Origin of the sequence: Emticicia sp. 21SJ11W-3 (assembly GCF_024138715.1) — a bacterium.
In the GTDB taxonomy this organism is placed as follows: Bacteria; Bacteroidota; Bacteroidia; order Cytophagales; family Spirosomataceae; genus Emticicia; species Emticicia fluvialis.
Map to the genome: position 1 here is coordinate 1,777,482 of NZ_CP092074.1, position 24,719 is coordinate 1,802,200.

At 43.0% G+C, this 24,719-nt stretch carries 18 protein-coding genes; 5 read left to right on the forward strand and 13 right to left on the reverse strand.

Translation table 11 applies throughout. The features are described from left to right. Nucleotides 1-245 precede the first annotated feature (245 nt). Nucleotides 246-3,602: a ThuA domain-containing protein gene (locus MB380_RS07525; protein ID WP_253534227.1), complete on the forward strand. Its 3,357-nt coding sequence runs from the start codon at nucleotides 246-248 to the stop codon at nucleotides 3,600-3,602. Nucleotides 3,603-3,674: 72 nt separating this feature from the next. Here MB380_RS07525 and MB380_RS07530 read toward each other — a convergent pair whose 3' ends face one another. Further along, entirely contained in the window at nucleotides 3,675-5,099 is a 1,425-nt protein-coding gene (locus MB380_RS07530) for a CotH kinase family protein (protein WP_253534229.1), read from the reverse strand. 210 nt (nucleotides 5,100-5,309) lie between these two features. Further along, a complete protein-coding gene (locus MB380_RS07535) occupies nucleotides 5,310-6,110 on the reverse strand; it encodes a LexA family transcriptional regulator (RefSeq protein WP_253534231.1) in 801 nt (266 codons plus the stop codon). A 93-nt stretch (nucleotides 6,111-6,203) separates the two neighbouring features. Here MB380_RS07535 and dinB point away from each other — a divergent pair, with 93 nt between their 5' ends. Continuing rightward, nucleotides 6,204-7,394: a DNA polymerase IV gene (gene dinB, locus MB380_RS07540; RefSeq protein ID WP_253534233.1), complete on the forward strand. Its 1,191-nt coding sequence runs from the start codon at nucleotides 6,204-6,206 to the stop codon at nucleotides 7,392-7,394. A gap of 27 nt (nucleotides 7,395-7,421) precedes the next feature. Beyond that, nucleotides 7,422-10,409, forward strand: coding sequence for a DNA polymerase III subunit alpha (locus MB380_RS07545; protein WP_253534235.1), 2,988 nt, complete (start codon nucleotides 7,422-7,424; stop codon nucleotides 10,407-10,409). Here the strand turns inward: MB380_RS07545 and MB380_RS07550 are convergent, their stop codons facing one another. Next, the gene (locus MB380_RS07550; protein ID WP_253534245.1) at nucleotides 10,410-10,913 is read right to left on the reverse strand and encodes a hypothetical protein; all 504 of its coding nucleotides are present in this window, start codon (nucleotides 10,911-10,913) and stop codon (nucleotides 10,410-10,412) included. It lies immediately after the preceding gene. Nucleotides 10,914-11,170: 257 nt separating this feature from the next. Here MB380_RS07550 and MB380_RS07555 point away from each other — a divergent pair, with 257 nt between their 5' ends. Then, nucleotides 11,171-12,046, forward strand: coding sequence for a PIG-L deacetylase family protein (locus MB380_RS07555; protein WP_253534247.1), 876 nt, complete (start codon nucleotides 11,171-11,173; stop codon nucleotides 12,044-12,046). A 51-nt stretch (nucleotides 12,047-12,097) separates the two neighbouring features. Here the strand turns inward: MB380_RS07555 and MB380_RS07560 are convergent, their stop codons facing one another. The 9 genes from MB380_RS07560 to MB380_RS07600 form a co-directional block, all read right to left on the reverse strand. Next, the gene (locus tag MB380_RS07560; RefSeq protein WP_253534249.1) at nucleotides 12,098-13,960 is read right to left on the reverse strand and encodes a penicillin-binding transpeptidase domain-containing protein; all 1,863 of its coding nucleotides are present in this window, start codon (nucleotides 13,958-13,960) and stop codon (nucleotides 12,098-12,100) included. 310 nt (nucleotides 13,961-14,270) lie between these two features. Further along, nucleotides 14,271-14,465 (reverse strand): hypothetical protein, encoded by a 195-nt coding sequence (locus tag MB380_RS07565; protein ID WP_101725131.1) that lies wholly within the window; start codon nucleotides 14,463-14,465, stop codon nucleotides 14,271-14,273. An 87-nt stretch (nucleotides 14,466-14,552) separates the two neighbouring features. Continuing rightward, a complete protein-coding gene (locus tag MB380_RS07570; RefSeq protein WP_253534251.1) occupies nucleotides 14,553-15,338 on the reverse strand; it encodes a LexA family transcriptional regulator in 786 nt (261 codons plus the stop codon). Nucleotides 15,339-15,471: 133 nt separating this feature from the next. Next, complete coding sequence (locus MB380_RS07575) at nucleotides 15,472-16,368, reverse strand: DUF6454 family protein (RefSeq protein ID WP_253534253.1); 897 nt, start codon at nucleotides 16,366-16,368, stop codon at nucleotides 15,472-15,474. Nucleotides 16,369-16,464: 96 nt separating this feature from the next. Beyond that, nucleotides 16,465-19,080 carry a DNA gyrase/topoisomerase IV subunit A gene (locus MB380_RS07580; protein WP_409014684.1) on the reverse strand — a complete coding sequence of 872 codons (2,616 nt, stop codon included), beginning with the start codon at nucleotides 19,078-19,080 and terminating at the stop codon, nucleotides 16,465-16,467. 101 nt (nucleotides 19,081-19,181) lie between these two features. After that, a complete protein-coding gene (locus tag MB380_RS07585; protein WP_305882499.1) occupies nucleotides 19,182-19,877 on the reverse strand; it encodes a superoxide dismutase in 696 nt (231 codons plus the stop codon). Nucleotides 19,878-19,940: 63 nt separating this feature from the next. Beyond that, nucleotides 19,941-20,636: a phosphoribosylanthranilate isomerase gene (locus MB380_RS07590; protein WP_253535548.1), complete on the reverse strand. Its 696-nt coding sequence runs from the start codon at nucleotides 20,634-20,636 to the stop codon at nucleotides 19,941-19,943. Nucleotides 20,637-20,674: 38 nt separating this feature from the next. Then, nucleotides 20,675-21,289, reverse strand: coding sequence for a recombination mediator RecR (gene recR, locus MB380_RS07595; RefSeq protein ID WP_253534255.1), 615 nt, complete (start codon nucleotides 21,287-21,289; stop codon nucleotides 20,675-20,677). A 63-nt stretch (nucleotides 21,290-21,352) separates the two neighbouring features. Then, on the reverse strand, nucleotides 21,353-21,646 hold the full coding sequence (locus tag MB380_RS07600) for an ATP-dependent Clp protease adaptor ClpS (RefSeq protein WP_253534257.1): 294 nt from the start codon (nucleotides 21,644-21,646) through the stop codon (nucleotides 21,353-21,355). 204 nt (nucleotides 21,647-21,850) lie between these two features. Here MB380_RS07600 and MB380_RS07605 point away from each other — a divergent pair, with 204 nt between their 5' ends. Continuing rightward, entirely contained in the window at nucleotides 21,851-23,287 is a 1,437-nt protein-coding gene (locus tag MB380_RS07605; RefSeq protein WP_253534259.1) for a sodium:solute symporter, read from the forward strand. Nucleotides 23,288-23,348: 61 nt separating this feature from the next. Here MB380_RS07605 and MB380_RS07610 read toward each other — a convergent pair whose 3' ends face one another. Further along, entirely contained in the window at nucleotides 23,349-24,581 is a 1,233-nt protein-coding gene (locus MB380_RS07610; RefSeq protein WP_305882500.1) for a nucleoside permease, read from the reverse strand. Nucleotides 24,582-24,719 lie beyond the last annotated feature (138 nt).

The following is a 24,719-nucleotide window of genomic DNA, read 5'->3' on the forward strand; positions in this document are numbered from 1 at the left end:
GAATACTTAGCTTACAGCATATTTATCAACACAAAAATAAGCAGCCATACTACAATGAAATGGCTGCTAAAAGTAATGCTATCAATGCCTGAAGGCTAAATAGGTAGCAGTGTAAGTAGTACATATCTGCATAACTCAGTATAATCTTATATATATTCTCAAAAAAATACTTTTAATGTATTGCTGACACTTATTCTTTGCTTTTTGATTACATTTGTTGGTCATTCAAATTATTAGAAATTCTAATGAAAAAACAATTCAATCCTATTCTTATTCTACTATTTCTGCTTGTGAGTGCAAGCTCTTTTGCACAGCAAAAAAAAGTTTTGGTTTTTTCTTTAACAAAAGGTTTTCATCACAACTCCATTAAAGAAGGTAACCAGTTTTTTCTTGACTTAGGCAAAAAGGAGGGTATTGTGGTAGACACCACAACCGACGCCACTAAGTTTAATGAAGCCAATCTGAAAAACTACAATGCTGTTGTGTTTTTAAGTACTACCGGCGACGTGCTGAATCCGGCACAACAGGCCGATTTTGAGCGGTATATTCAGGCCGGTGGCGGGTACTTTGGTATCCATGCGGCATCAGATACCGAATATAACTGGCCCTGGTACAACGACCTGATGGGAGGGTATTTTGCCAGCCATCCGGGCGGCAGAGTATCAAACGTGCAAAAAGGTAAAATGATTACGCTCGACAAGACCTTCCCGGCTTCGGCGCATTTCCCTGATACTTTTGAAAAAACCGACGAGTTCTATGATTTCAAATCTTTGAAAAAAGATATCCTGAAGTTTATTGTAAGGGTAGACGAAAGCAGCTACCAGATGGGTAGAATGGGTGACTTCCACCCGATGGCCTGGTATCATGAGTTTGACGGCGGTAAAGCCTTTTACTCAAACTTTGGTCATACACCTGAAACCTTTACCAAAGAGCCATTAATAGCAGAACACTTCTGGCAGGGTTTAAAATGGGTAATGGCAAACAAGCTTGACTACTCAAAAGCCCGCTCGGTACGCGCACCGGAAGAAAACCGTTTTGAGCGCATTACATTGGCAAATAACCTGAACGAACCTACCGAGCTGGCTGTGCTACCTAACGGCAAGGTAATTTTTGTAGAGCGCAAAGGAGCCGTAAAAGTATGGAACCCCGCTACCAAAAAAGTGAAAGTGGCAGGCCAAATGCCGGTTTACACCAAGTTTGAATATGGCCTGATGGGTGTGGGTGCTGACCCTGACTATGAAAAAAATCACTGGATTTACCTGTACTATACACCAGACGAAACCCGCGAGGCAACGAAAGATAATTTCCTGTCAAGATTTGTGTATGACGACAAGAAAGACACCGTGGTGATGTCGTCAGAAAAAGTGGTGTTGCGTGTGTTTGTCAAACGCGATGAGTGTTGCCACACAGGTGGTTCAATAGACTGGGACGGTAAAGGAAATCTTTTCCTTTCAACCGGCGACGACACCAACCCGTTTGCTTCAGAAGGTTATGCACCTATTGACTTTCAACCGGGTCGTGAAGGATGGGACGCCCTTCGTTCATCGGGTAATACCAACGATTTGCGCGGTAAAGTACTAAGAATAAAACCGGAAGACAACGGCACCTACAGTATTCCTGAAGGCAACCTGTATCCGGTAGGAACCGACAAAACCCGCCCTGAAATATATGCAATGGGTATGCGTAACCCATACAGAATTGCGGTTGATAAACGCAACGGCTATTTATATTGGGGCGATGTAGGCCCTGATGCCGGTAAAACTAACGACAAACGCGGCCCTGAGGGTATTGTAGAGTTTAATCAGGCGCGTAAACCGGGCTTTTTCGGCTGGCCTATTTTTACGGGCGACAACTTTGCTTACAACCACTATAATTTTGCAACCAAAGAGTCAGGCCCTAAATATGATGCAGCTAAGCCAATCAACGATTCACCAAACAATACAGGTCTGAAAGAACTGATGCCTGCCACAAAAGCCTGGATGTACTATGGTTATGGTCCATCGAGACAATATCCTGAGTTTGGTAAGGGTGGTTGTAACCCAATGGCAGGGCCGGTGTATTATTCAGACGATTATACAAAAAATCCGAAACGTTTCCCGAGTTACTTTGATGGCAAGTTCTTTGCCTATGAGTGGATGCGCGACTGGATTTACCTGATAAGTATGGATAAAGACGGCAACTATCAGGGTATGGAAAGATTTATGCCTAATACCCGTTTTTATCACCCGATGGACATGGCTTTCTCAAAAGATGGCCGTCTGTTTGTGTTAGACTACGGTATGAACTGGTTTGCCCAGAACGAAGAAGCCACCCTGTCGGTAATAGAGTATAACCCCGGTAACAGAAAACCGGTTATTACCATGGCAGCCGATAAAAAGGCCGGTGCCGCTCCGCTAGCAGTGGCGTTTTCATCAACCGGAACAATGGATTACGATAAAGATGCGCTGAAATACGCCTGGAATTTCGGCAAGGGTTTACCTGTAAGCACACAGGCTAACCCGAAGTTTACTTTCACCAAACCAGGTGAATACAACGTGGTATTGACCGTAACTGATGCCGCCGGAAACAAATCGTCGCAAACTACGATTGTAAAAGTAGGAAATGCCGAACCGACAGTAAACATTTCAATAAAGGGTAATAAGACGTTCTTCTTCGATAACGAAAAAATTGCTTACGACGTAAAAGTAACCGATAAAGAAGACGGTACCCTAAGCAAAGGTATTGACCCTGAAGATGTAGTGGTAAACATCAATTATCTGGAAGGTTACGACAAAACCATGCTTGAACAAGGACACAAGGAAAATGTGAACTTTGCAGCAGGTAAACGTCTGATTGACCTGAGCGACTGTAAGGCTTGTCACTCGGTAGATAAAAAATCAATCGGGCCTGCTTATATAGATGTAGCCAAGAAGTACCGTCGCGGACAAACCGCTATCAACCAGTTGGCTGAAAAGGTTATTAAAGGTGGCGGCGGTGTATGGGGCGAACAAGCCATGGCTGCTCACCCGCAATTATCAATATCTGATGCCAGAGACATGGTTGACTACATATTGTCATTGAACGACACCAGAAAAACTTCTCAACCTGTAACAGGTACTTATGAAGGCGCGGCTCATAAAGGCAAAAAAGAAGGTGCGTATATCATTCAGGCTACTTATACCGACAAAGGCGGCAAAGTAATAGGCCCGCTGACAACCAGCAGATCTTTAGCTTTGCGTAGCCCTAAAATGAAGGCTGTTACTTATGATGACGCAAAAGCCGTATCGAAATTTGCAGTAGAACAATTAGGTGGCGATGTAGCCGTGGCGAACGAAAACGACAGCTACCTGGTTTTCAAAGGTATTGACCTGACGGGCATTAAAACCATTGTGGTAGGGGCAATTTCGCAGAAAGGCACAACCGTAGGTGGTACCCTGGAAGTAAGACTGGGCTCACCGACCGGAACAGTGGTAGGCACCGGCGAAGTGCAGGAAGCAAGCATGGCTCCTGTTAAAGTAAAGGTAAACACAGCCGGCGAGCAGGATATTTATTTTGTATTCAAGAATCCGAAAGCTGAAGGCAAACCATTGTTTGCTGTAAACACCATTGAGTTTCAGAACTGATTGATGGCTGAAAGATAATAAAAAGCGTACTTATGGCTTGCCGTAAGTACGCTTTTTGTTTGAATTTTACATTTACAGAATACCTTTTACCTGACTTCTTAAAGATTTAGTTGCGTAATCCCATACAATAAATGTGGTCGTTTTCTTCTTTACTTCTACTTCAATACCTTTATTATGAATCTTATCGGCCTCAATAATGAATGGTTCAATTTGCTTTGCCCAGATATCTAGCTGCGAAATTAGTTTATCGTTTTTAACGAAATTACTGATGAAATGGCTTTTTAAAGTATTATACTCCTGATCAAAACTTACCCACGTAGCTGCCAGTTTTTCACAAGCGGCAGAAAGCTGCATTTTGCCGATACTGGTTTTAAAGGGCAGGCAGCCGTTAGATATACCTCCCCATTTATCAACCATGCCTGTGTAGTCGTTCGAGTTCAGGATTATATGTTCAAAAGTGCCATCCATATCCCAAGGAATAAGGTGCATTTTCTTATTTTTCTTGTCTTCAAACCAATAATAATTATGGTTTTCACAAGAGTTTACGGTTTCATCTTTACAATACCAGTGAAAAGGCCCATCGTCATGTCTGATTGCTCTATCTACCACCACGTATGACATTATCTCATCAATTTTCATGTATTTTTTTACCACGTCTTTACTATTTGCCGGGGTAGAGGCAGCTAGTGCCTGGCCGAATTCTTTTATTAAATTAATATTCTGCTCTTCTTCATTGGTTTTTAAGGCTTCAATAAAAGCTTTATCAGATTGAACTTCGCCGTTGGGTTTCACCGGCCACACTTCCTTATATACATTGCCTTTTCCTTCCTTATAAAAATACTCAGCAAAACGATTGTCAATTTCTTCGGTAAGACCATATAAACCGGAATATTTTTTATTAATAATTAATCTGGCGTGAACCGAGCGGGGGGCAGGAACACCCATTTCGGCAAAAAGCCAATAGGAAAGGCGTTCACGAAGCTGCGATTTATCATAGTTCTGCGAATGGAACTGAAGTTTGTTCAAATCAAAAAAGCGTTCTTTGCGGTCATTCCAATTGATTTTTACTTGCATGCTGAGCTTTTCACAAATTTTCCATCCACTGGGGTGCCCCCAATCAGGGTCTGACAAACAGCCTGCAAAAGCCCCGATTGAACCTTTGTAACGCACACCGACCGGGCTGATGGTGTCACCTTCAAATATCAAAGCGGCTTCTACGTATTCTTCTGCGGCGGGATTGGCATCTATTTTTGCCAGGTCTTCCGGTTTAATCATCAACTCATAAGTCCTTACTTTTTCCTGATTGTAGACATAATCAGATTTCTGTCTCAGATAATTCTCATTACCTTTGGGTTTTATATTGGGTAGGTCGTAGTTGGGAAGATTAGATTTTATTGGAGTAGGGATATCCTCTTTTGAGCAGGAAACAATTATTATTACACCCAAAATGGCGAGTGCCAATAATTTGTAAAGCTTTTTTAGTCGAAGTACAGCCATTGATTGGTAGGGTTTTATTATGAAAATAAATAACCGGGCAAAACAGAGCATCTGTTTTTATGAACTCAGTGCTTTTATTAGCTTAAACGTTGAAGTGTTCGCTCAGTCTTTTGTAGATACAAAAGAGGTTTCGGTAATAGTATTCTTAGCAAGATATAATATTTTCACAATAAATACATACAAATTGGCTTGAATCTCTATGCTTACCTTTTAAGGTTTCCCCCCAAGCCTCTGCTTTATTTCCTCAATTCCTCTGGTAAGGCCACTCATCTGCTGAAACAGATTGTTCAGCGAGTATTCGTCAGGGGCATATTCTTTTGTGCTGATGTAGCACTTAAATTCCCATAGCTCCAGTACACTCTCCAGCGGTATTTCATAGGGGCTATACATTTTGTTGTCAGATACCAGCAGTAAAACGCCTTCCTGCTTTTTTATATATACGCGCTTATACGCAATGCCAGAGGTAGCCACTACCACATACGTGCGGCCGTCTTTTACATCACTCATACGTTCTATGAATCGCCCGATAATGATAGATTCATCGGGGATAGGCAGCATCGAATCGCCGGTAAGCGGAAACCCCCGGTGTGTACCGTTACCTATAAATGGTAGAGCTGCCTTGGGGAGTGTTTCTATAAATTCGGGGTCGGCATAGCCGCTCAAATACCCTGCCGAGGCTTTTACCGGCACTACTTCTATGCTTTCAAACTTGCCATCATCCTTAATCAGAATCGGAAACAACAATCGGTTTTCGCCTACGTGCATCAATCCTTTCAAATCAACCTTGCTTAAGTCAGACTTCACCAGGGCATCAAGCGCCAGATGAAAATAAGAAGAAATAGCCACCAGCGTATCAATAGGTATTGCCCTTGTACCCTGTTCATAATTGGCATAGCGGGTGCTCGGAATGGCCAGCGCATCGGCCAGTTGCTCTTGTGTGAGCCCTTTGCTTAACCGCATTAATTTGATGTTACGCGCAATTTTTATCTGACTAACTAATTGATTTTCCATAAGCTACACAATTTGTATAGACAATATTACACAAAATGATTATACTTTTATCGCAGAATCCCTGTAAAATTTTTCCACATTATAATTTTGTATATGGACAAAGCCATAGTACACTATGATCTCGATTCCTTTTTTGTGTCAGTCGAACGATTAAAAAATCCGTCACTTATTGGCAAACCTGTGGTTGTGGGTGGGTCAAGCGAGCGGGGTGTGGTGGCCTCGGCCAGTTATGAAGCCCGCAAATTCGGAGTGCATTCGGCCATGTCTTCACAACTGGCTAAACGGCTGTGCCCCGATGCCATTTTTGTAAAAGGCGACCACGAGTCGTACATCAAATATTCAGGTATGGTTACTGATATCATTACTGAAGATGTACCCGTAGTAGAAAAAGCCAGTATTGATGAGTTCTATTGTGATTTTACGGGCATGGATAAATTTTTTGGCTGTTATAAATGGGCAAAAGGAATTAAAGAGCGCATTGCGAAAGAAACGGGCCTTAATACCACCTTTGGCCTCAGTACAAGCAAGACCGTTAGCAAAGTAGCCACCAATGAGGCCAAGCCTAACGGCAAAATGCAGGTACTTACAGGTTACGAAAGGCCGTTTCTGAACCCCCTGTCAATCAATAAACTACCTATGGTTGGCGACACCACCGCCAAAACCCTGAGAACCATGGGCGTAAAAAACATAGGTACACTGGCCGCTATGCCCATAAAAATGATGGAGGCCGTATTTGGCAAAAACGGAAAGTTATTCTGGGAGCGGGCCAATGGCATTGATGATACCCCCATTGTGCCGTATCATGACCAGAAATCTTTTTCAAAAGAAATGACTTTCGATAAAGACACCACCGATGTGGCCCGGCTTAAATCAATACTGGTGTATATGGTAGAAAGCCTGACTTTCGATTTGCGGAGCCAGATAAAATGTGCCGGATGTATTACGGTTAAAATACGCTATTCAAATTTTGATACCTACACCCGGCAAACCCATGTACTTTATACTTCTGACGACCAGGTGATTATTGAAAAAGTACTCGATTTGTTTGATAACCTGTACGATAAAAGGCTTTTAATAAGGCTGATAGGGGTAAGGCTCAGCAAACTGGTGCAGGGGTACTCACAGATAAACCTGTTCGACAATTCATCCAGGTTTGCCTCGCTGCATCAGGCTATGGACAAAGTGAAGTACAAACATGGCGAAAAAATACTGGGCAGGGCTTACGGCATGCAATTGGGTAAAGCCCCTATGGTAAATGCAAAAAGCCTGCAACTGACCAGGTAATCATCAAACATTTAACATCTATAATATATGTATTTAAACTGCCACAGCCATTTCAGTTTCAATTATGGTACGCTCAGCATCAAAGATTTGGTTGCCAGAGCCAAAGCCGCCGGATGCCGTAACCTTGCGCTTACTGATATTAACACCACCAGCGGCCTGTTCGATTTCATAAAAGAGTGTAAAAAAGCCGATATTAAAGCCATTGTAGGGGTAGAGTTCAGAAACAGCGATGAAGTAAAATACACTGTACTGGCAAAGAACCAGAATGGGCTGCATGAAATCAACCGGTTTTTGTCTGAGTATCTGGCTTCCGGAAAGCCCTATCCGCAAAAGGCGCCGCCATTCCGGGATAGTTTTGCTATTTATCCGATGAGCTATTTTGAATCAAACCCAACGCTTGACGAACACGAGTATATAGGCGTGCGGTTCTGGGAGCTAACCCGGCTTTTTAAGTTTCAGAAGCACCCGGCTATTCAGAAGGTGCTGGCCATACATACGGTTACGTTTCATGACAAGATTACCTTTAACCTGCACCGTTTGCTGCGGGCCATCAGTAAGAATGTACTTTTGAGCAAGCTGCCTAAAAATGAAGAGGCTTGCCCTGACGAGATTTTTGTTGATATCCCAACTCTGATAGACAAATTTACCGATTACCGTATGTTCATGAAAAATACTGCTCTGGTAATTAACCATTGCAATTTTGAGTTTAACACGCACACCGATAAGAATAAAAGATTCTATACTAAAAATAAAGAAACTGATATGGAGTTTCTGCGGAAACTTACTTTAGATGGTGCTTCTAACCGGTATGATATAACAAATGCTGAAGTAATCAGGCGGATAGATAAGGAGCTGGAGATTATCAGCCAGATGAACTTTGCGGCGTATTTTCTCATGACCTGGGACATCATCAATTATGCCAGATCAAGAGGGTATTTTCATGTAGGCAGGGGCTCTGGGGCTAATTCAATTGTAGCCTATTGCATAGGTATTACAGATGTAGATCCTATTGAATTAAACCTGTTCTTTGAGCGGTTCATCAATCCTGAACGCACATCACCGCCTGATTTTGATATTGATTTTTCGTGGGATGAGCGCGACGAAATCATTCAGTATATTTTTAAGCGCTACGGTAAAGAGCACGTTTGCCTGCTGGCCACCTATAACACTTTTCAGCGTAACTCAGCCATACGTGAGCTGGCCAAGGTTTTTGGCCTGCCCAAGCCAGAGGTGGATATGTACCTACGCTACCCCGAAAGGGCCCAGAGCAACGAATACATGCGGTATATTCTGAAATACGCTCCGTTGATGGACGAAATGCCTAACAACCTGTCTATCCATGCAGGGGGTATTCTGATTTCGGAAGAACCCCTGTTTAATTATACCGCACTGCAACCCATGCCCAAGGGGTTTCCGATATGCCAGTGGGATATGTACGTAGCTGAAGAAATTGGTTTTGCCAAGTTTGACGTGTTGTCGCAACGGGGGCTGGGGCATATAAAAATGGCTGTTGACCTGGTGCGTGACAACCACAGAATTAACATTGATATCCATCAGGTACATAAATTCAAAAAAGATGAAAACATCAGGAAGCAACTACAGGCCAACGAAACCATGGGCTGCTTTTATATAGAGTCGCCGGCTATGCGCCAGCTGATGTGGAAACTCAGATGCGATAATTACCTTACCCTGGTAGCGGCCAGCTCTATTATACGGCCGGGTGTTGCCAGCAGTGGCATGATGAAAGCCTACATAGAACGGCACCACGACCCCCACAATATTCAGTACCTGCATCCAAGAATGAAAGATTTGCTGGAAGATACCTACGGAGTAATGATTTATCAGGAAGATGTGATAAAAGTGGCTCATGGATTTGCAAAAATGACATTGGGCGAGGCCGATATGCTCAGGCGTGCCATGTCTGGCAAATATAGAGCCAGAATGGAATTTCAGAAAATAGTAGACAAATGGTTTGCCAATTGCCGGGCTGAAGGCTACAGCGACGAACTGGCAAAAGAAGTATGGCGGCAGGTAGAGAGTTTTGCAGGTTATAGTTTTTCAAAGGCGCATTCGGCGTCTTATGCAGTAGAGAGTTACCAGAGTTTGTATCTGAAAACCTATTTCCCATTAGAGTTTATTACGGCTGTTATTAACAATTTTGGTGGTTTTTACCGAACCGAGTTTTATATACATGAAGCCAAACGTTGCGGAGCAACTATTGAAGTGCCGGATATTAATGAAAGTAATATGCTTACAGGCATTAAGGGAAAAACCATCTGGCTGGGTTGGATTCATATCAAAAGCCTTGAAGTAAAAATTGTTAAAAACATACTCGACGAAAGGAACCAGAAAGGCCGTTTCTTGTCTTTTGCTGATTTTGCCCATCGCGTTCCGATTGGCCTTGAACAACTGATTGTGTTAATAAGAGTGGGGGCATTCAGGAATTTCGGCATGACCAAGAAAGAACTGCTGTGGGAAGCCCACTTGCTGTTGCATAATAATTTCAAGCCGTCGGCATATAAAGAGGCACTGTTTGAGTACCTGGAGCCAGAATCCCATCTGCCGGCTTTGTCTTATGACCCCCTGGAAGATATGTATGACGAAATAGAATTTCTTGATTTTACCGTAGGCTCCCCCTTCGATTTATGTGCCGAGCCCGTGGCCGATACCTGCACCATAGATAAACTGCACGAAATGCTGGGCCAGCCTGTTAACATATACGGCTACCTGATAACCTGGAAATCAATACGTGCCAAAAACGGCCAGTTGATGGGCTTTGGTTATTTTTATGATTACTCAGGGAAATTTTTTGATACCGTACATTTTCCTAAAACGGTTGAGAAATACCCGTTGCGTGGTTCTGGTATCTATCATCTTTGTGGTAAAGTGGTAGAAGATTTCGGCTTTTATTCAATAGAAGTAGAGGCTATGCGTAAAGTTGAACTAAAGCCAGACCCCAGAAGTGTATCAGAACCTATCTCTGATGCCTCACTGGCTTTTGTAATCAGCGATTAACTAAGCTATAAAGCGCCGCCAGCCTAAATAAATAAGTACAAAGAGAACCACAAAAATACCCAGTAGCACAGTAATAGGCATATAAGAGAAAACAACAATATGAATTTTCTCTAAAAACCACATGAAAGCCATAGTGGCAAAGAGCATAAACCACAGGCCTGCTATTTTACCGAAACCCGGAATCAGAGCCAATCGCACGTTTTTGCTGATAATGAAAATAGTAACCAGCATCACCACTACAGGTAGAATTTGCATGTACACGTCCATTTCCATCACGTTGCCATGCTGAAATACAAAAAAGTAGATATTAGGTGCAACAGCAAAAACACCGGGTATACTTACCAGATATATCAGCACGGCATACAGGTATTTCCAGGGCGACAGGTGTCCTTCATTTTTGCCTAGCAACCCCGCCAGAATGGCTGCGGCAGGAATCCCCGCAAAATAAAACAGCAATAAGCCCGGTTGTGCGCCAATTTGCTGAAAAAGCTGCTGTAAGGTCATTCTTTTGTTATTATTTTAGCAAATGTAATAGGTTTTTTTCAGAGAAAAACAAAAGTAAAAGATGGCTGGATAAAAATCCTGACCAGTGTATCTTTCAACTTTTATTGTTGTATTCCGGGCTATGCATACGGACTATCTGGCATATACTTTTGGGTAATGTAAAATTATTGAGTAGTTTGAATAGATTGTTTAACACCTGAAAATATTATATTTTTATCCGTAAATTAGTCATATTCAACCCTTTAAACAACACTAGTATGATCAGACGTATATTTTTACTGGCTTTTTTGCTGGTAACCGCTATGGTATACAGCCAGACCCAAAAACCGCTGAGAATTATTATGATTGGCGCCCACCCCGATGATTGTGATTTGAAATCGGGCGGAACAGGTATTTTATTCTCAAAAATGGGCCATGCCGTTAAATTTGTATCTGTAACCAATGGCGATGCCGGGCATCAGAGCGAGGGTGGGGGCATGCTGGCCAAAAGAAGGCTGGCCGAAGCTAAAGAAGCCGGCAAACGCTTTGGTGTAGAATACGATGTGCTAGACAACCACGATGGTGAACTATTACCCAGCCTCAATGTAAGGCTGCAGATTATCCGTAAAATAAGAGAATGGGAGGCCGATGTGGTAATTGCACCACGGCCGAATGATTACCACCCCGACCACCGCTATACTGGTGTATTGGTGCAGGATGCCGCCTATATGGTAGGTGTGCCTAATGTGGCGCCTGATGTGCCGCCATTGAAGAAGAATCCGGTATTTTTGTATTTTCAGGATGGTTTCCAGCGCCCAAACCCTTTCAGGCCTGATGTAGCCATTGATATATCTGGCGTGTATGACCAGAAGATTCATGCCCTGGATGCGCACATGTCGCAGTTTTATGAGTGGCTGCCCTGGATAGGCGGTTTCCTGGATCAGGTTCCACAAGGCAAAGCAGAAAGAAAAGCCTGGCTTACAAAGACCCGTGCCGTAACCATAACCCCCGAAGCCAGAACATCGCTGGAAAAATGGTATGGAAAAGCGCACGCAGCCAATGTAAAACACGCCGAAACTTTTGAGGTATGCGAATATGGCTCCAGACCTACTGATGAAGATTTAAAGAGGCTGTTCCCGATGCTGAAGAATTAAAAAAAAGCGGGCTATTCATTTGAGTAGCCCGCTGCATTTATAAAGTCGATGTTAATTTTCAGGTGTTAAGTTCTTTGGTTGCTGTCCTTTGCTGGCGGCTGTGGTACGGTAGCTGGTATTCATAATCTGTACGGCATATTCTTTACGTTTCACCTGGCCGTTCAGGTACTTCTCTATCAGCAACGAGGCTATCGGTGCAGCCGCGCGTGCTCCCCAGATACCATTCTCAACCACTACGGCAATAGCAATTTTAGGATTTACCCTAGGGGCAAATGCAATAAAAAGAGAGTGGTCGCCTCCCTTTTTGTTTTGTGACGTACCTGTTTTGCCGCAAACCTCAATGCCTTCTATGCGCGCCACACGGCCTGTGCCGCTTTCAACCACGGCATACATGCCATTTACCACAGGCTCAAAGTATCGGGCGTCTACACCTGTCTGATGTACTTTTACCAGGTCAGGTTTTACACCTCCTTTGGGTTGCCCTACACCTTTTATCAGGTGAGGTGTTACCCAATATCCCCGATTCGCCAATGCTGCGCACAGGTTAGCCAGTTTCAGTACGTTTACTCCCAGTTCTCCTTCGCCGATACTCAATGAATAAATATTTGAGAATTTCCATTCGTTTTTGCCATACACTTTATCGTAACGTTCAACACTTGGCAAAAGCCCGGCTTTTTCGCCCGGCAGGTCTATACCCAGCTTAATACCGAAACCAAATTTCTCCATCATGGTATGCCATACAGCAAGGCCTTCACGGGCCGAAATAAACGGGTTAGATTCGTTATTATTACCAATTATTTTCTTGAAAACATTAAAGAAATAAGGGTTACAAGAGCTTTGAATGGCATTATGCAGGTTGGCGGTATGCAATGCAGAGTGCCCATGGCAGGCCATTGGAGACGGGTAACCCGTAAATGACGTAGTAGGTGTAATGACGCCCTCCTGCAACGCAACGGCTGCCTGCACCAGCTTGAATGTTGAACCCGGGCGATAGAACGAGTTAGTTACCCGGTTGATTAGCGGCTTATCGGGGTTTTTTGACAGCTCTCTGAATTTTGTAGAAAAAAGTTTACCCGACAGCTCGTTGGGGTCATAGGTAGGGTAAGAGCCCAGCGTCAGAATTTCGCCGGTATTGGGTTCAATAGCCACCACACCCCCCACCTTGTTCTGGAAAAGGCTGTCGGCAAACTGTTGTAAGCCCATGTCAACCGTTGAGTGCAAGTCTTTACCAATTACTGCCAGTGTATCAAAGCTGCCACCGCCATATGCTCCTTTCTCTTCTCCTTTTACGTTAACAAGCGTAAAGCGCGTGCCTTTCTGGCCGCGTAAGTCAAGCTCATATTCTTTTTCCAGCCCTGTAAGGCCTATGTAATCTCCTTTGCGGTAGTATTTATTATCTCCCTGGGCTTCGTATTGCGTTTTTGATAACTCACCTATATACCCAAGTGCATTGGCCATAGTAGCCGCCGGATAAGTGCGGAAAAACGACTGCTCAAAATTAAAGCCAGAGAAATTCACCATGGCGTCGGCCACTTTTGCGTAGTCTTCTTTTGATAATTGTCTGATAAAGATTGAGGCTTTGTTGACCGAATATTCTTTGGCCACACGCATGGTGCTATCAAAGAATTTTCGGGTAATGCCAAACAGGTTGCAAAAGGTAAGCGTATCCATGGGCTTCACCTTGCGTGGTGTTACATACATATCATATACCTCTACATTGGCTACCAGTAGTTTTCCGTTGCGGTCATATATTTGCCCGCGTAAGGGTATCTGTATGTTTTTTCTGATGGCATTGCTAGAACCCAGCGAACGGTAGCGGTCGTCAATAACCTGTAAATAAAGTAATCTTGAGATGTAAATCAGAAGAACTGTAAAAAATATAAAAAGTATGGTTGTTTTACGATTTTCGAGCATTCGTATTGTAATTGTTTAAAGCACAATACGAAATTAGCTAAGTTTTGGTTAATATTCTTGCCTGGATGCAGAATATTTTTCTGGCTTGCAGAAAGCCTGAACCGTCACTATTGCAGTTGGGGTATGCTATTTGCCCGGCTGTGTGCGCAATATTTAATTTATATATTATAGTGCGCAAGTTATAAAGTATAAAAGCAGAGAGAAGCAGCCCGTTTCGGTTAAAGGACATTAATTACCGGGTTTTTTGTGTGGATACCCTGCTTCTCTGCTAATGCTTTTTTATGGATGGGATGGGATTCAATCATATAAATTATTTGGTGTCTGACAGGGCTATTAAGTTGAGGTATGTGGGTTTCTGATAGCCCATTTTGGCAATAGTTACTTTCACTTTTTTAATGGCTTGTTTTTTATTGGAAGCCGGCAGAAAATCGTGCATCTTGAAGTCGATACCTTCAGCCATAAATTCATAAATTTTCATACTCAAATCTAATTTAGCGGTTTGCATTTTTCTGGATATTTTAGAATTAATAGATATTTTAAAAATGATTTTAATAATCAGCCAGCCTTAACGAGGTCCTTACTATCGATATAATCACAACTTCATGTTTAACTTAATGGTATTTACATCGCTCTGAATGCTCTGTAAAACCGAGAAAAGTAAATCTGAAGGTTGTGTGTCGGCAGGGTTTATGCTGCAGACAAACTCCCATATTTCGAAAACTTCTTTAAATGGTAATTTATATGGTGCGTAATACGTATTATCAGAGTGTAACATTAAGTACCCGTCGGCTTTGTTAAACCGGTGAATTCTTTTATAAACCAGGCCATCGTTTTGTGTAAGTATCACATAGGTTTTACCGTCTTTTATATCGGCGAGGTTTTCCAGGTATTTACCTATCACAAAAGCACCTTTTTCAAGCGGGGGCATAGAGTCTCCTACAATCGGGAAACCCCTGTATTTACCGTTGGCAATGTAAGGCAGAGATATGCGGGGCAGATTCTGTATAAAGCCGGGGTCGTTATAGCCGCTCAGGTAACCTGCCGAGGCTTTTACCGGTACCAGCTCAATCATATCATTGCCTTGTTCATCAACCATAATCGGAAACAACACCCGTTTGCCGCCTATTTCCATCAGGCTTTGAGGGTCGGTTACAGTAGTCAGGTCAATTGTTATCAATGCATCTATTGACACGCCAAAAAACTTTGCTATATTTGTCAGACCATCAATGGTTGGAGAAGATTTGCCCTCTTCCCATGACCCCAGCGTGGTTCTGGGTACATTGAGCGTTTCTGCCAATGCACCCTGGCTTAATTCTTTCAGCTTACGTAAATGAGCTATATTGAGTGAAAGCAAAGTTTTGTTTGTACCTGTCTTCATGTTCTGCCGATATTTTCGGATTGTTGTGCCGAAATATTCGGCAATGATAAATATTATTTTTTTATCTTCCAAATAGTATTGGAAAAAATTTTATTTTTATTGGAAATTTTTCTGATAATGTCCTTAGATGATTCTATGGCTTTAAAACAGCATCGTATATATATAGCGTTGCGGCTTTATCGTCGTCAGGGCAGAAGTAGGCTCTGATGCCTTTAGGTGTTGATTCAACCCAGAAGGGGTTTTGGGTCATGGGGGCGCCTGTGGGCGACCATAATCTGACTGGTACCTGATGCACCGGGCGATGGTCTTTCAGGCTAATAAGGTCAAAACCGCCTAAACGGATTGTGTGCCCATTATGGCTGTAACGCTGCAAGCCTGAGCAAATCATCAGGTTCTGGCCCACATTGTGGCAGTCCTGGTAGTCGATATAAAATGACGGGTTAGCTATGCGTAGTTTTTCCGGCGATTCGCCTGCATTTTTTACTTTGCCTCTACGTGTGAGTTTCCATTCATAGAAATTTCTTGAGCCCCAGCTAATGCCAGACAGCGTGTGGCTGCCGGTGTTATGCACAATGCCCCCGATATGGTCTTTAAAGCGCATTACTTCGGTTGCCTTCAGGGTAGCCGGGTTAACCTTATAGATGATAGACTGGCTGTTCGGGCGGTATTCGGCCACGGGTACCCAGATATACTCGCCGTCATAATCGATACCACCGGGATGATACATGGTGCCTTCGCCCAAAGTGATGCCGTCAATTAATTTACCGGTGGAGTCTATCTTGAACAAGTGGCCTGTTCCATTGCCAGTACTTCCGTTTACAGGTGATGCTTTTACTTCAACTGAACTCAGATAAAAGAACTCGCCGACTTTGACCATCCCCTGTGGATGATAGGCAGAAAACTGCAAAGGTATAGCCGCCACCTGTTGCCATTGGGTGTCGTTTTTTAATTTTTTTATATCGGTAATGAGGTTTTGCGCCAGCGAGCAAGCAGGACACAGCAGCGCAATTGCAATCAGTGTGTAACGCATAGCAATAAATGATAGTTGAATGCTAAATGGGCAGAAATATAAAAGGGGAAACCGAAATTTCCCCCAATTTTATCATTAAATTATAGTTACCTGTGGTTAAAATAATGCCAGTTGCCCGTCACTATCATCAGTATTTTCAGTGGCGTCGGCCTCTGTTTGTGCATTGGTTTCTTCGGCCACTTCCTGCTTCACTTCCACCTCTTCTGGTTTTGGCTCAAGCATTTGTACATCCAGTATTTCAAATACGTTCAGTTTCTGACCAATGGCTTTCCAGCCTCTTACTTCAACAAACTCATCTACCAGAATGGTCTGGCTCTCGGCAGGCGATTTTTTATCTGCCTTAGTTTTAACCTGTATCCTCGGGTGCTTGTCGACACTTACCGCCAGCATACGCGAGTTTTTGGTGTCTGTAATAAACAAGAATTTCTTATCTATGGTTGTGGTTTCAATCTTGAAGCGCTTAATGTAATAGGTTTTATGCTCGCCATCAAAATACAGACAAGAGATGATGCGCTCTGGCGAGAATTTTACCACTTCGGCAATTTCTTTTGGTTCGTACCGATTAGTCAATTCAAAGTTGGTCAATTCATACTGTCCGTCTTTATAAAGTACAAGTATGCGGTCTTCCGAACCAAAATTGCCCAGATATAATCCGTGCTCGTCGCGATTCAGCTTGCCTATTACGGCATCAAACCAGATGTCTACACCACCAAGGGTTGATTTTCCGGCCGATTTCATGATGATTTTTCTGACCGGAAACTTAGTAAGCACATTACCCATCGAATTCCGGTTCTTGATGGCCAGTACAGAGAAATCCCACTCGAATTGTTTCTTTTTAGCAGTTGAGTTGGCCGTCAGGTTTACGGTTACAATTTCTGCTTCGCCGTTATCATTAGCTGTAAAGTATAGAATTTTCGATTTCGGATTCCCCATCGTCAGGTCGTATTCCTTGTCGCGAGTAATGCCCGACACAAAGAAACGCTTGGCATAAGAGGTGCCCGACTTGGCATCAACATAAACTACATTGTAGATTTTTCGTTCATCATTTTTGCGGAACACCGAGCAATAGATGATGTCTTTACCTACAAAGACTTTATCCTGAATTTTGGTGATAATATACTTGCCGTCTCGTTTGAAAGCAATGATGTCGTCAATATCTGAGCAGTCCATTACATACTCATCTTTTTTGAGCCCATAGCCTATAAAGCCGCCTTCGCGGTCTATATATAGTTTCTGATTATTGGCGGCTACTACTGTGGCCTGTACGGCATCAAATTGTCTGATTTCGGTTTTACGCTCACGACCTTTTCCGTATTTGCGAAGAATTTCTTTGTAGAAATCAATGGTATAGCGCACCAGATTCTGCAGGTTGTCTTCTACTTCTGCCAATTCCTGCTCCAGGCGACGCATCAGTTCATCGGCCTTGAATGAGTCATATTTAGAGATACGCTTGATTTTGATTTCACACAAACGCAGGATGTCTTCCTCTACAATTTCGCGATAAAAATCTTTCTTAAACGGTTCAAGCCCTCTATCAATTGTTTCTATAACGGCTTCAAAGGTTTCGCACTCTTCAATGTCGCGGTATATTCGGTTTTCAATGAATATTTTCTCTAACGAGCTGTATAATAATTTCTCTTTCAGTTCATGCTTCCTTATCTCCAACTCTCGTTTCAGCAGGTGCATGGTTTGCTGTGTAGCCAGGCGCAGAATCTCACTAACGGTTACAAAATGAGGTTTTTCCTCAATAATAACGCAGGCATTGGGCGAAATGGAAACCTCGCACTCTGTAAAGGCATACAGGGCGTCAATTGTAATGTCCGGCGATGTATTTGGTGCCAGATGCACAATGATTGATACTTCTTTGGCGGTGTTATCCTCTACCTTCTTTATTTTTATTTTGCCGGTATCGTTGGCTTTGATGATAGAGTCAATGAGCGACGTAGTGGTTGTACCATAAGGTATTTCATTAATAATTAAGGTCTTTTTATCGGCCTCTGAAATCTTGGCTCTTACTTTTACCTTACCACCGCGCAAGCCGTCATTGTAGTTGGTTATGTCTATCATACCACCCGTCAGAAAATCAGGGAATATCTGAAACGGCTCTTTTCTGAGAAACGCCATGGCGGCCTCGCACACTTCTACAAAATTATGTGGCAGTATTTTGGTAGAAAGACCTACCGCAATACCTTCTACGCCCTGCACCAGTAGCAAAGGGAATTTAGATGGCAGGTTGATTGGCTCACGTTTCCGGCCGTCATAAGACATCTGCCATTCGGTGGTATCTTCATTGAAGAGTACATCGTTGGCAAATTTAGATAGCCTTACCTCAATGTAACGCGGAGCAGCAGCGCCGTCGCCGGTGCGGATATCACCCCAGTTACCCTGGGTGTCTAGCAGAAGGTTTTTTTGGCCTAAAGAAACAATGGCATCACCGATGGAGGCGTCTCCATGAGGGTGAAACTGCATGGTAGAGCCAATTACGTTAGCCACTTTGTTGAAGCGGCCATCGTCCATTTCTTTCAGGGCGTGCATTACACGGCGTTGCACGGGCTTAAGCCCGTCTTCAATGGCCGGTACGGCTCGCTCCAGAATTACATAAGAAGCATAGTCGAGAAACCAGCTCTCGAACATGTCATCGATAACTTCCTTTTGGTGAAGCGGATCATATTCCGGATTTTCGTCATTCATGGGAATCAATTCAGAAAGCATTATTTTAATGCAAATATAGCAAAATATTGCCTATCAATAAGCAAAAAAGGACTTACGGTGCGTAAATCCTTTTTTGGGTAATGGTACGAAATGTCTTTTTATCAGGCTGCTTCAAAATTTTCGCTTACCTTTTTCCAGTTCACTACATTCCAGAAAGCGTTAATATAATCGGCACGCTTATTCTGGTATTTAAGATAATAGGCATGCTCCCAAACATCAATGGCCAATACAGGGGTGCCCTTGTCTGGAGCTACGTCCATCAGCGGATTATCCTGATTAGGCGTTGATGTAATCTTTAGTTTTTTATTGGCATCTACAATTAACCAGGCCCAGCCCGAACCAAAACGGGTGGTAGCTGCTTTGGCAAATTCTTCTTTGAATTTGTCGAAACTGCCAAAAGAGCTGTTAATAGCAGCCGCTAGTTTACCGGTAGGAGCGCCACTAGCATTCGGGCCGAGAATCTGCCAGAAAAAGGTATGATTCCAGTGTCCGCCACCGTTGTTTCTTACAGCTACCGGATGCTTGCTTATATCTTTCAATATATCAGTAAGGGCTGTTTTTTCAAGCGGGGTGCCTGCAATAGCCTTATTCAGGTTGTCTACATAAGCCTTATGGTGGCGGTCATGGTGAATCTCCATGGTTAGCTTATCTATATGGGGTTCAAGCGCATCGTTGGCATAAGGAAGCGGCGCCAGGGTGTACATGCCTTCAAAGCTGACAGGTTTTGCAAAAACATCACCCATTTTTAATAAAAAGGAGCTTCCGACGATTGCTTTGATGAAATCTTTTCTGTTCATGGTTTATGCAGGGATTTATGGTAAAAGAATCTTTTTTAAATTTCGGTTCGTAAATATAAAAACTTAAATCTTATTAACTTCATTAAAAAATGTTTCCAGTTTAAACAAATCAAGACTACCGTTTGTTCTCACGCCACTGCACAAATCTAAACCATAAGGCTGCACACGGTCAATGGCTGCTCTTACGTTGGTGGCGTTCAGCCCACCTGCCAGAAATACCGGTACCCGCGACTGCTCTACGATTTTCCGGCTCACATCCCAGTTGTGTACACGGCCGGTGCCACCTAATTCTTTTACTGACAGGTTCGGATTGCCGGAGTCTAACAGAAGCGCATCTACGCTTTCGGCAATAGCCAGTGCCTCATCAATCGTGCTTTCATCAATTACATGTATTACCTGCACAATTTTTACTGCAGGTATCTCAACCCTGAAGTCTTCATAAGTGCCGTCTTCAAGGGCATCTACTATCTGTACTACATTACTATTGACGGCTCTCTGGTGTTCAATAATGGCTTTACTGCCGGTGCGGCTGGTTAATAAAAACGAGGCTATCGGTGGCGGGATTGTGGACACAATTTCACGGATTAAGTCGTCCGGAATAGGGCCGGGGCCGCTGGGCATTTTAGCCACAAGGCCTAGTGCCGACGCTCCGAAACTGATGGCCTCCTGTGCCTCCTGAACAGAACTGATGCAGCATATTTTAACACGAGGTATCAGGCTGGTCTTAGGCAGGGCTAATGGGGTTCCGGGGGTTGTCATGCTTGTAATTACATTAATGTGAAACTCGGGCATTCATTTTATTCATAAGCTATGCGGCTCAGAATACTTCTGCCCAGGGTTACTTCGTCGGTATATTCCAGGTCACCGCCAATGGGTATGCCCCGCGCAATGGTGCTGATTTTAACCGGAAATGCCCTTAGTTTTTTCTGCAGATAAAAAGCGGTAGTATCGCCCTCCATAGTCGGGCTTAGAGCCAGAATCACTTCCTGCACCTTTTCTGTTTCATCTGTCTGTTCTAATCTTTTCAAGAGAGAGTCTATGTGCAGGTCGTTGGGTCCTATGCCCATCATGGGCGATATAATGCCCCCCAGCACATGATACAAACCTCTGTATTGGGCTGTGTTTTCAACAGCCAGCACGTCGCGGGTGTCTTCCACCACGCAAATTATCTGGCGGTCGCGGCGTGTTGAGCTGCAAATCTGGCAAAGTTCCTGGTCTGATATGTTGTGGCACTGGCGGCAATAGGTTGTTTGCGTACGCATGGCAACCAGTGCGTCAGCCAGTAACTGTGTTTGCGCTTCTTCTCTTTTCAGTAAATGCAAAACCAGTCTCAAGGCAGATTTTTTTCCAATACCGGGAAGCTTTGAGATTTCAACGACAGCGTCTTCTATTAATTTTGAGGGGAAATTCAATGCAATAAAGCCTTTTGTTGTAACGAATAAGATTGTACCGGATTTAATGTTGGGTAAAATACTTTATTTCAGCATTACTTCGGCCGAAATCTCTCTTCTGCAAATTTCATTTCTCATAGCTACCAACTCTTCAAAATCACCGGATTTTACGGCACATTGCCCTTTATAGTGTATAATAAGTGTGCATTGCTCGGCCTGCTCGGGCGAATGATGACAAACATCAATTAAAGTTTCTATCACGTGGTCGAAGGTATTAAAATCGTCATTAAACACAACCAGCTCCCATAGTTTAATACTTGCAATATCCTCTACAACTTCCTCAATGATTTCAACCTCCGGATTCGGTAATGGTGTCATTTCTAAAAACTTTACTAAATTTAATGAAACACTTTGAATATTGAATAAACAATCAACAGCTAAACAAATACATCTGCCGGAAATGCTCAGTTTCCGGCTATTTTTATGCTAATATAATTCATTCTTTGAAAAGAGCAGTTTTGTTATGGCAAAAAAAGTTTTGATATTTGAAGCAAATTGACACAAACAGAAAACCCCGGTACAATGAGTTCTACGCTTGCCCTGACCATTCTTGTTATTTATTTTCTGGTTCTGATAATCATTTCTGTCTACACAGCCAAGGGGGCCGACACCAATACTTTTTTTACCGCCAACCGGCAATCGCCGTGGTACTTAGTTGCCTTTGGTATGATAGGAACATCAATTTCGGGCGTAACGTTCGTTTCTGTTCCCGGTGCGGTGGGTAAAATCCAGTTTTCTTACTTTCAGGTTGTGCTGGGTTATGCGGTGGGTTATTGGGTAATTGCCACCATACTGATGCCCATGTATTATAAGCTAAACCTGATTTCTATCTACGGCTATCTCGAAAAACGCTTTGGGTTCTGGTCATACAAAACCGGCTCTGCATTCTTTCTGCTTTCTCGCACCGTTGGTTCAGCAGTGCGCATGTATGTGGCGGTGCAGGTATTGCAACTGGCTATTTTTGAAGACCTTGGCGTGCCTTTTGAACTGACAGTGGTAATAGCCATGAGCCTTATTTTTGTATATACATTTAAGGGTGGCGTAAAGACCATTATTATAACCGATACTTTGCAGACTTTCTTTCTGTTGGCTGCTCTGGTAATGACTATCTATCTGATAGCCAAACAACTGAACCTGAGCGGAAGTGAATTGCTGACTACCATTACCGATAGCCCTTATTCTAAAATATTTGTATGGGACTGGGCCAATAAACACCACTTTGTAAAAGATTTTTTATCTGGTGCGTTTATTGCCATGACCATGACAGGCCTGGACCAGGACCTGATGCAGAAAAACCTTACCTGCAAAAGCATTGGCGAGGCTCAAAAGAATATGTTCTGGTTTTATGTGGTGCTGGTGTTTGTTAATCTTTTGTTCCTGAGCCTAGGGGTACTATTGTATTTCTACTCAGAGAAAATGGGCTTGCCTATACCTGCCAAAACCGACGACCTGTATCCTTCATTGGCTCTGGGTAATCACTTCGGTACTTTTGCTGCTGTAACCTTTCTGCTGGGTATTACGGCTGCCACCTATGCCAGTTCAGACTCTGCACTTACTGCCCTTACCACTTCTTTTTGTGTTGATTTTCTGAAATTTGAAACCCGAACAGAAAAAGAAAGACAAAGGTTAAAGCACTGGGTACACATTGGGTTCACGGTTGTGTTTATTGTTGTAATAGTGGTGTTCAAGGCTTTGAACAGTCAGGAGGTAATTTCGGCTGTGTTTAATATTGCAGGCTATACTTATGGGCCGCTGCTAGGGCTATTTGCTTTCGGCTTGTATATGAAGCGCCCCGTGATAGATAAAATTGTGCCGTTTGTATGTGTGGCATCTCCGGTTCTGACTTACGTTTTTGAAGAAATCAGCATGAATGTATTTTCGTTTGAGTTCGGCTTCTCAAAGCTGATGCTGAATGGATTGATAACCTTTGTGGGCCTTTTTATATTTTCGCGGAAATAACGACTTGGATAGATATAAAACGAAGAAAGCTGCAAATGTCTGCAGCTTTCTTCGTTTTGGCTTAGTGATTAATCTTTACATCTGCCGCATTTTTTTCGTGCTTGTGTTTAAACAATACCGCAAACAGAAGGGCAACTATTAACGAATAGATAGCAAAGGTAAGCCATATACCGGGCCAGGTTTTGGTGCCATCGGCCAGTGTGAAATACTTCTGAATAATAAACCCACTAATTAAACTGCCGGAAATTGCGCCAAAGCCATTTACCATCATCATAAATAAACCTTGTGCGCTGGCGCGTATTTTGGGGCTTGTGTAGGTTTCAATAAATAAAGACCCCGAGATATTGAAGAAGTCGAAGGCCATACCGTATACAATACAAGACAGAATAATCATCCACAGGCCATTGCCCGGATTCCCATAAGCCAGCAAACCAAAGCGCAATACCCAGGCAAACATACTGAAGAGCATTACCTGCTTAATACCAAATCTTTTCAGAAAGAACGGAATAGCCAGAATGAATAGTGTCTCTGAAATCTGCGATATTGACATAATAATAGCCGGGTACTTAACGGCTATGGCGTCTTTATATTCGTTAACCCCTGCAAAGTCATGCAGGAAGGTGTCACCGTAAGCGTTAGTTAATTGCAAGGAGGCTCCCAGAAACATAGAGAATATAAAGAACATAGCAATTTTTACGTCTTTAAACAAAAAGAAGGCGTTCAGGCCCAATGTTTCGGCAAATGTCTTTTTATCTGATTCACGAGCCAATGGAGGGCAATTAGGTAGAGTGAATGAATAGATACCTAATACTACCGCTGCTGCGGCAGCTATGTAAAACTGATTGTGCGATGTTTCGTTACCCGTTAAGCTGATAACCCACAAAGCCACCACAAAGCCAACTGTGCCCCAAACGCGAATAGGGGGGAAGTCGTTTACGATATCGTTTTGTTTATTGTTCAGAATAGTATAAGCAATAGAGTTGGCCAGCGCAATGGTGGGCATATAAAAAATAACTACCAGCAAAATAGCCCAGAAGAAATCGCCGGGGTTGTTTACTTCAGGAATATAAACCAGCGCAGCAGCCCCTAATAAATGCAGGATACCATATAGTTTTTCGGCGCTAACCCACTTGTCGGCAATGATGCCCGTAAGTGTAGGCATAAAGAGCGAGGCAATACCCATTGTTGAAAAAATGGCTCCGAATTCTGCACCTGACCAGTGTTTATTATTAAACCAGTAGCTCCCGATTGTAATGAGCCAGCAAGCCCATATAAAAAACTGGAGGAAATTCATAATGATTAATCTGAACCTGATACTCATTGTAAACGGGGATAGAATGTTGATTAATATTAATTTGAAAGTATCTTAATAAAATACAGTAAACCTGCTATTGGCACACAGTTTTAAAATTTTGATTTATCCTGATGATTC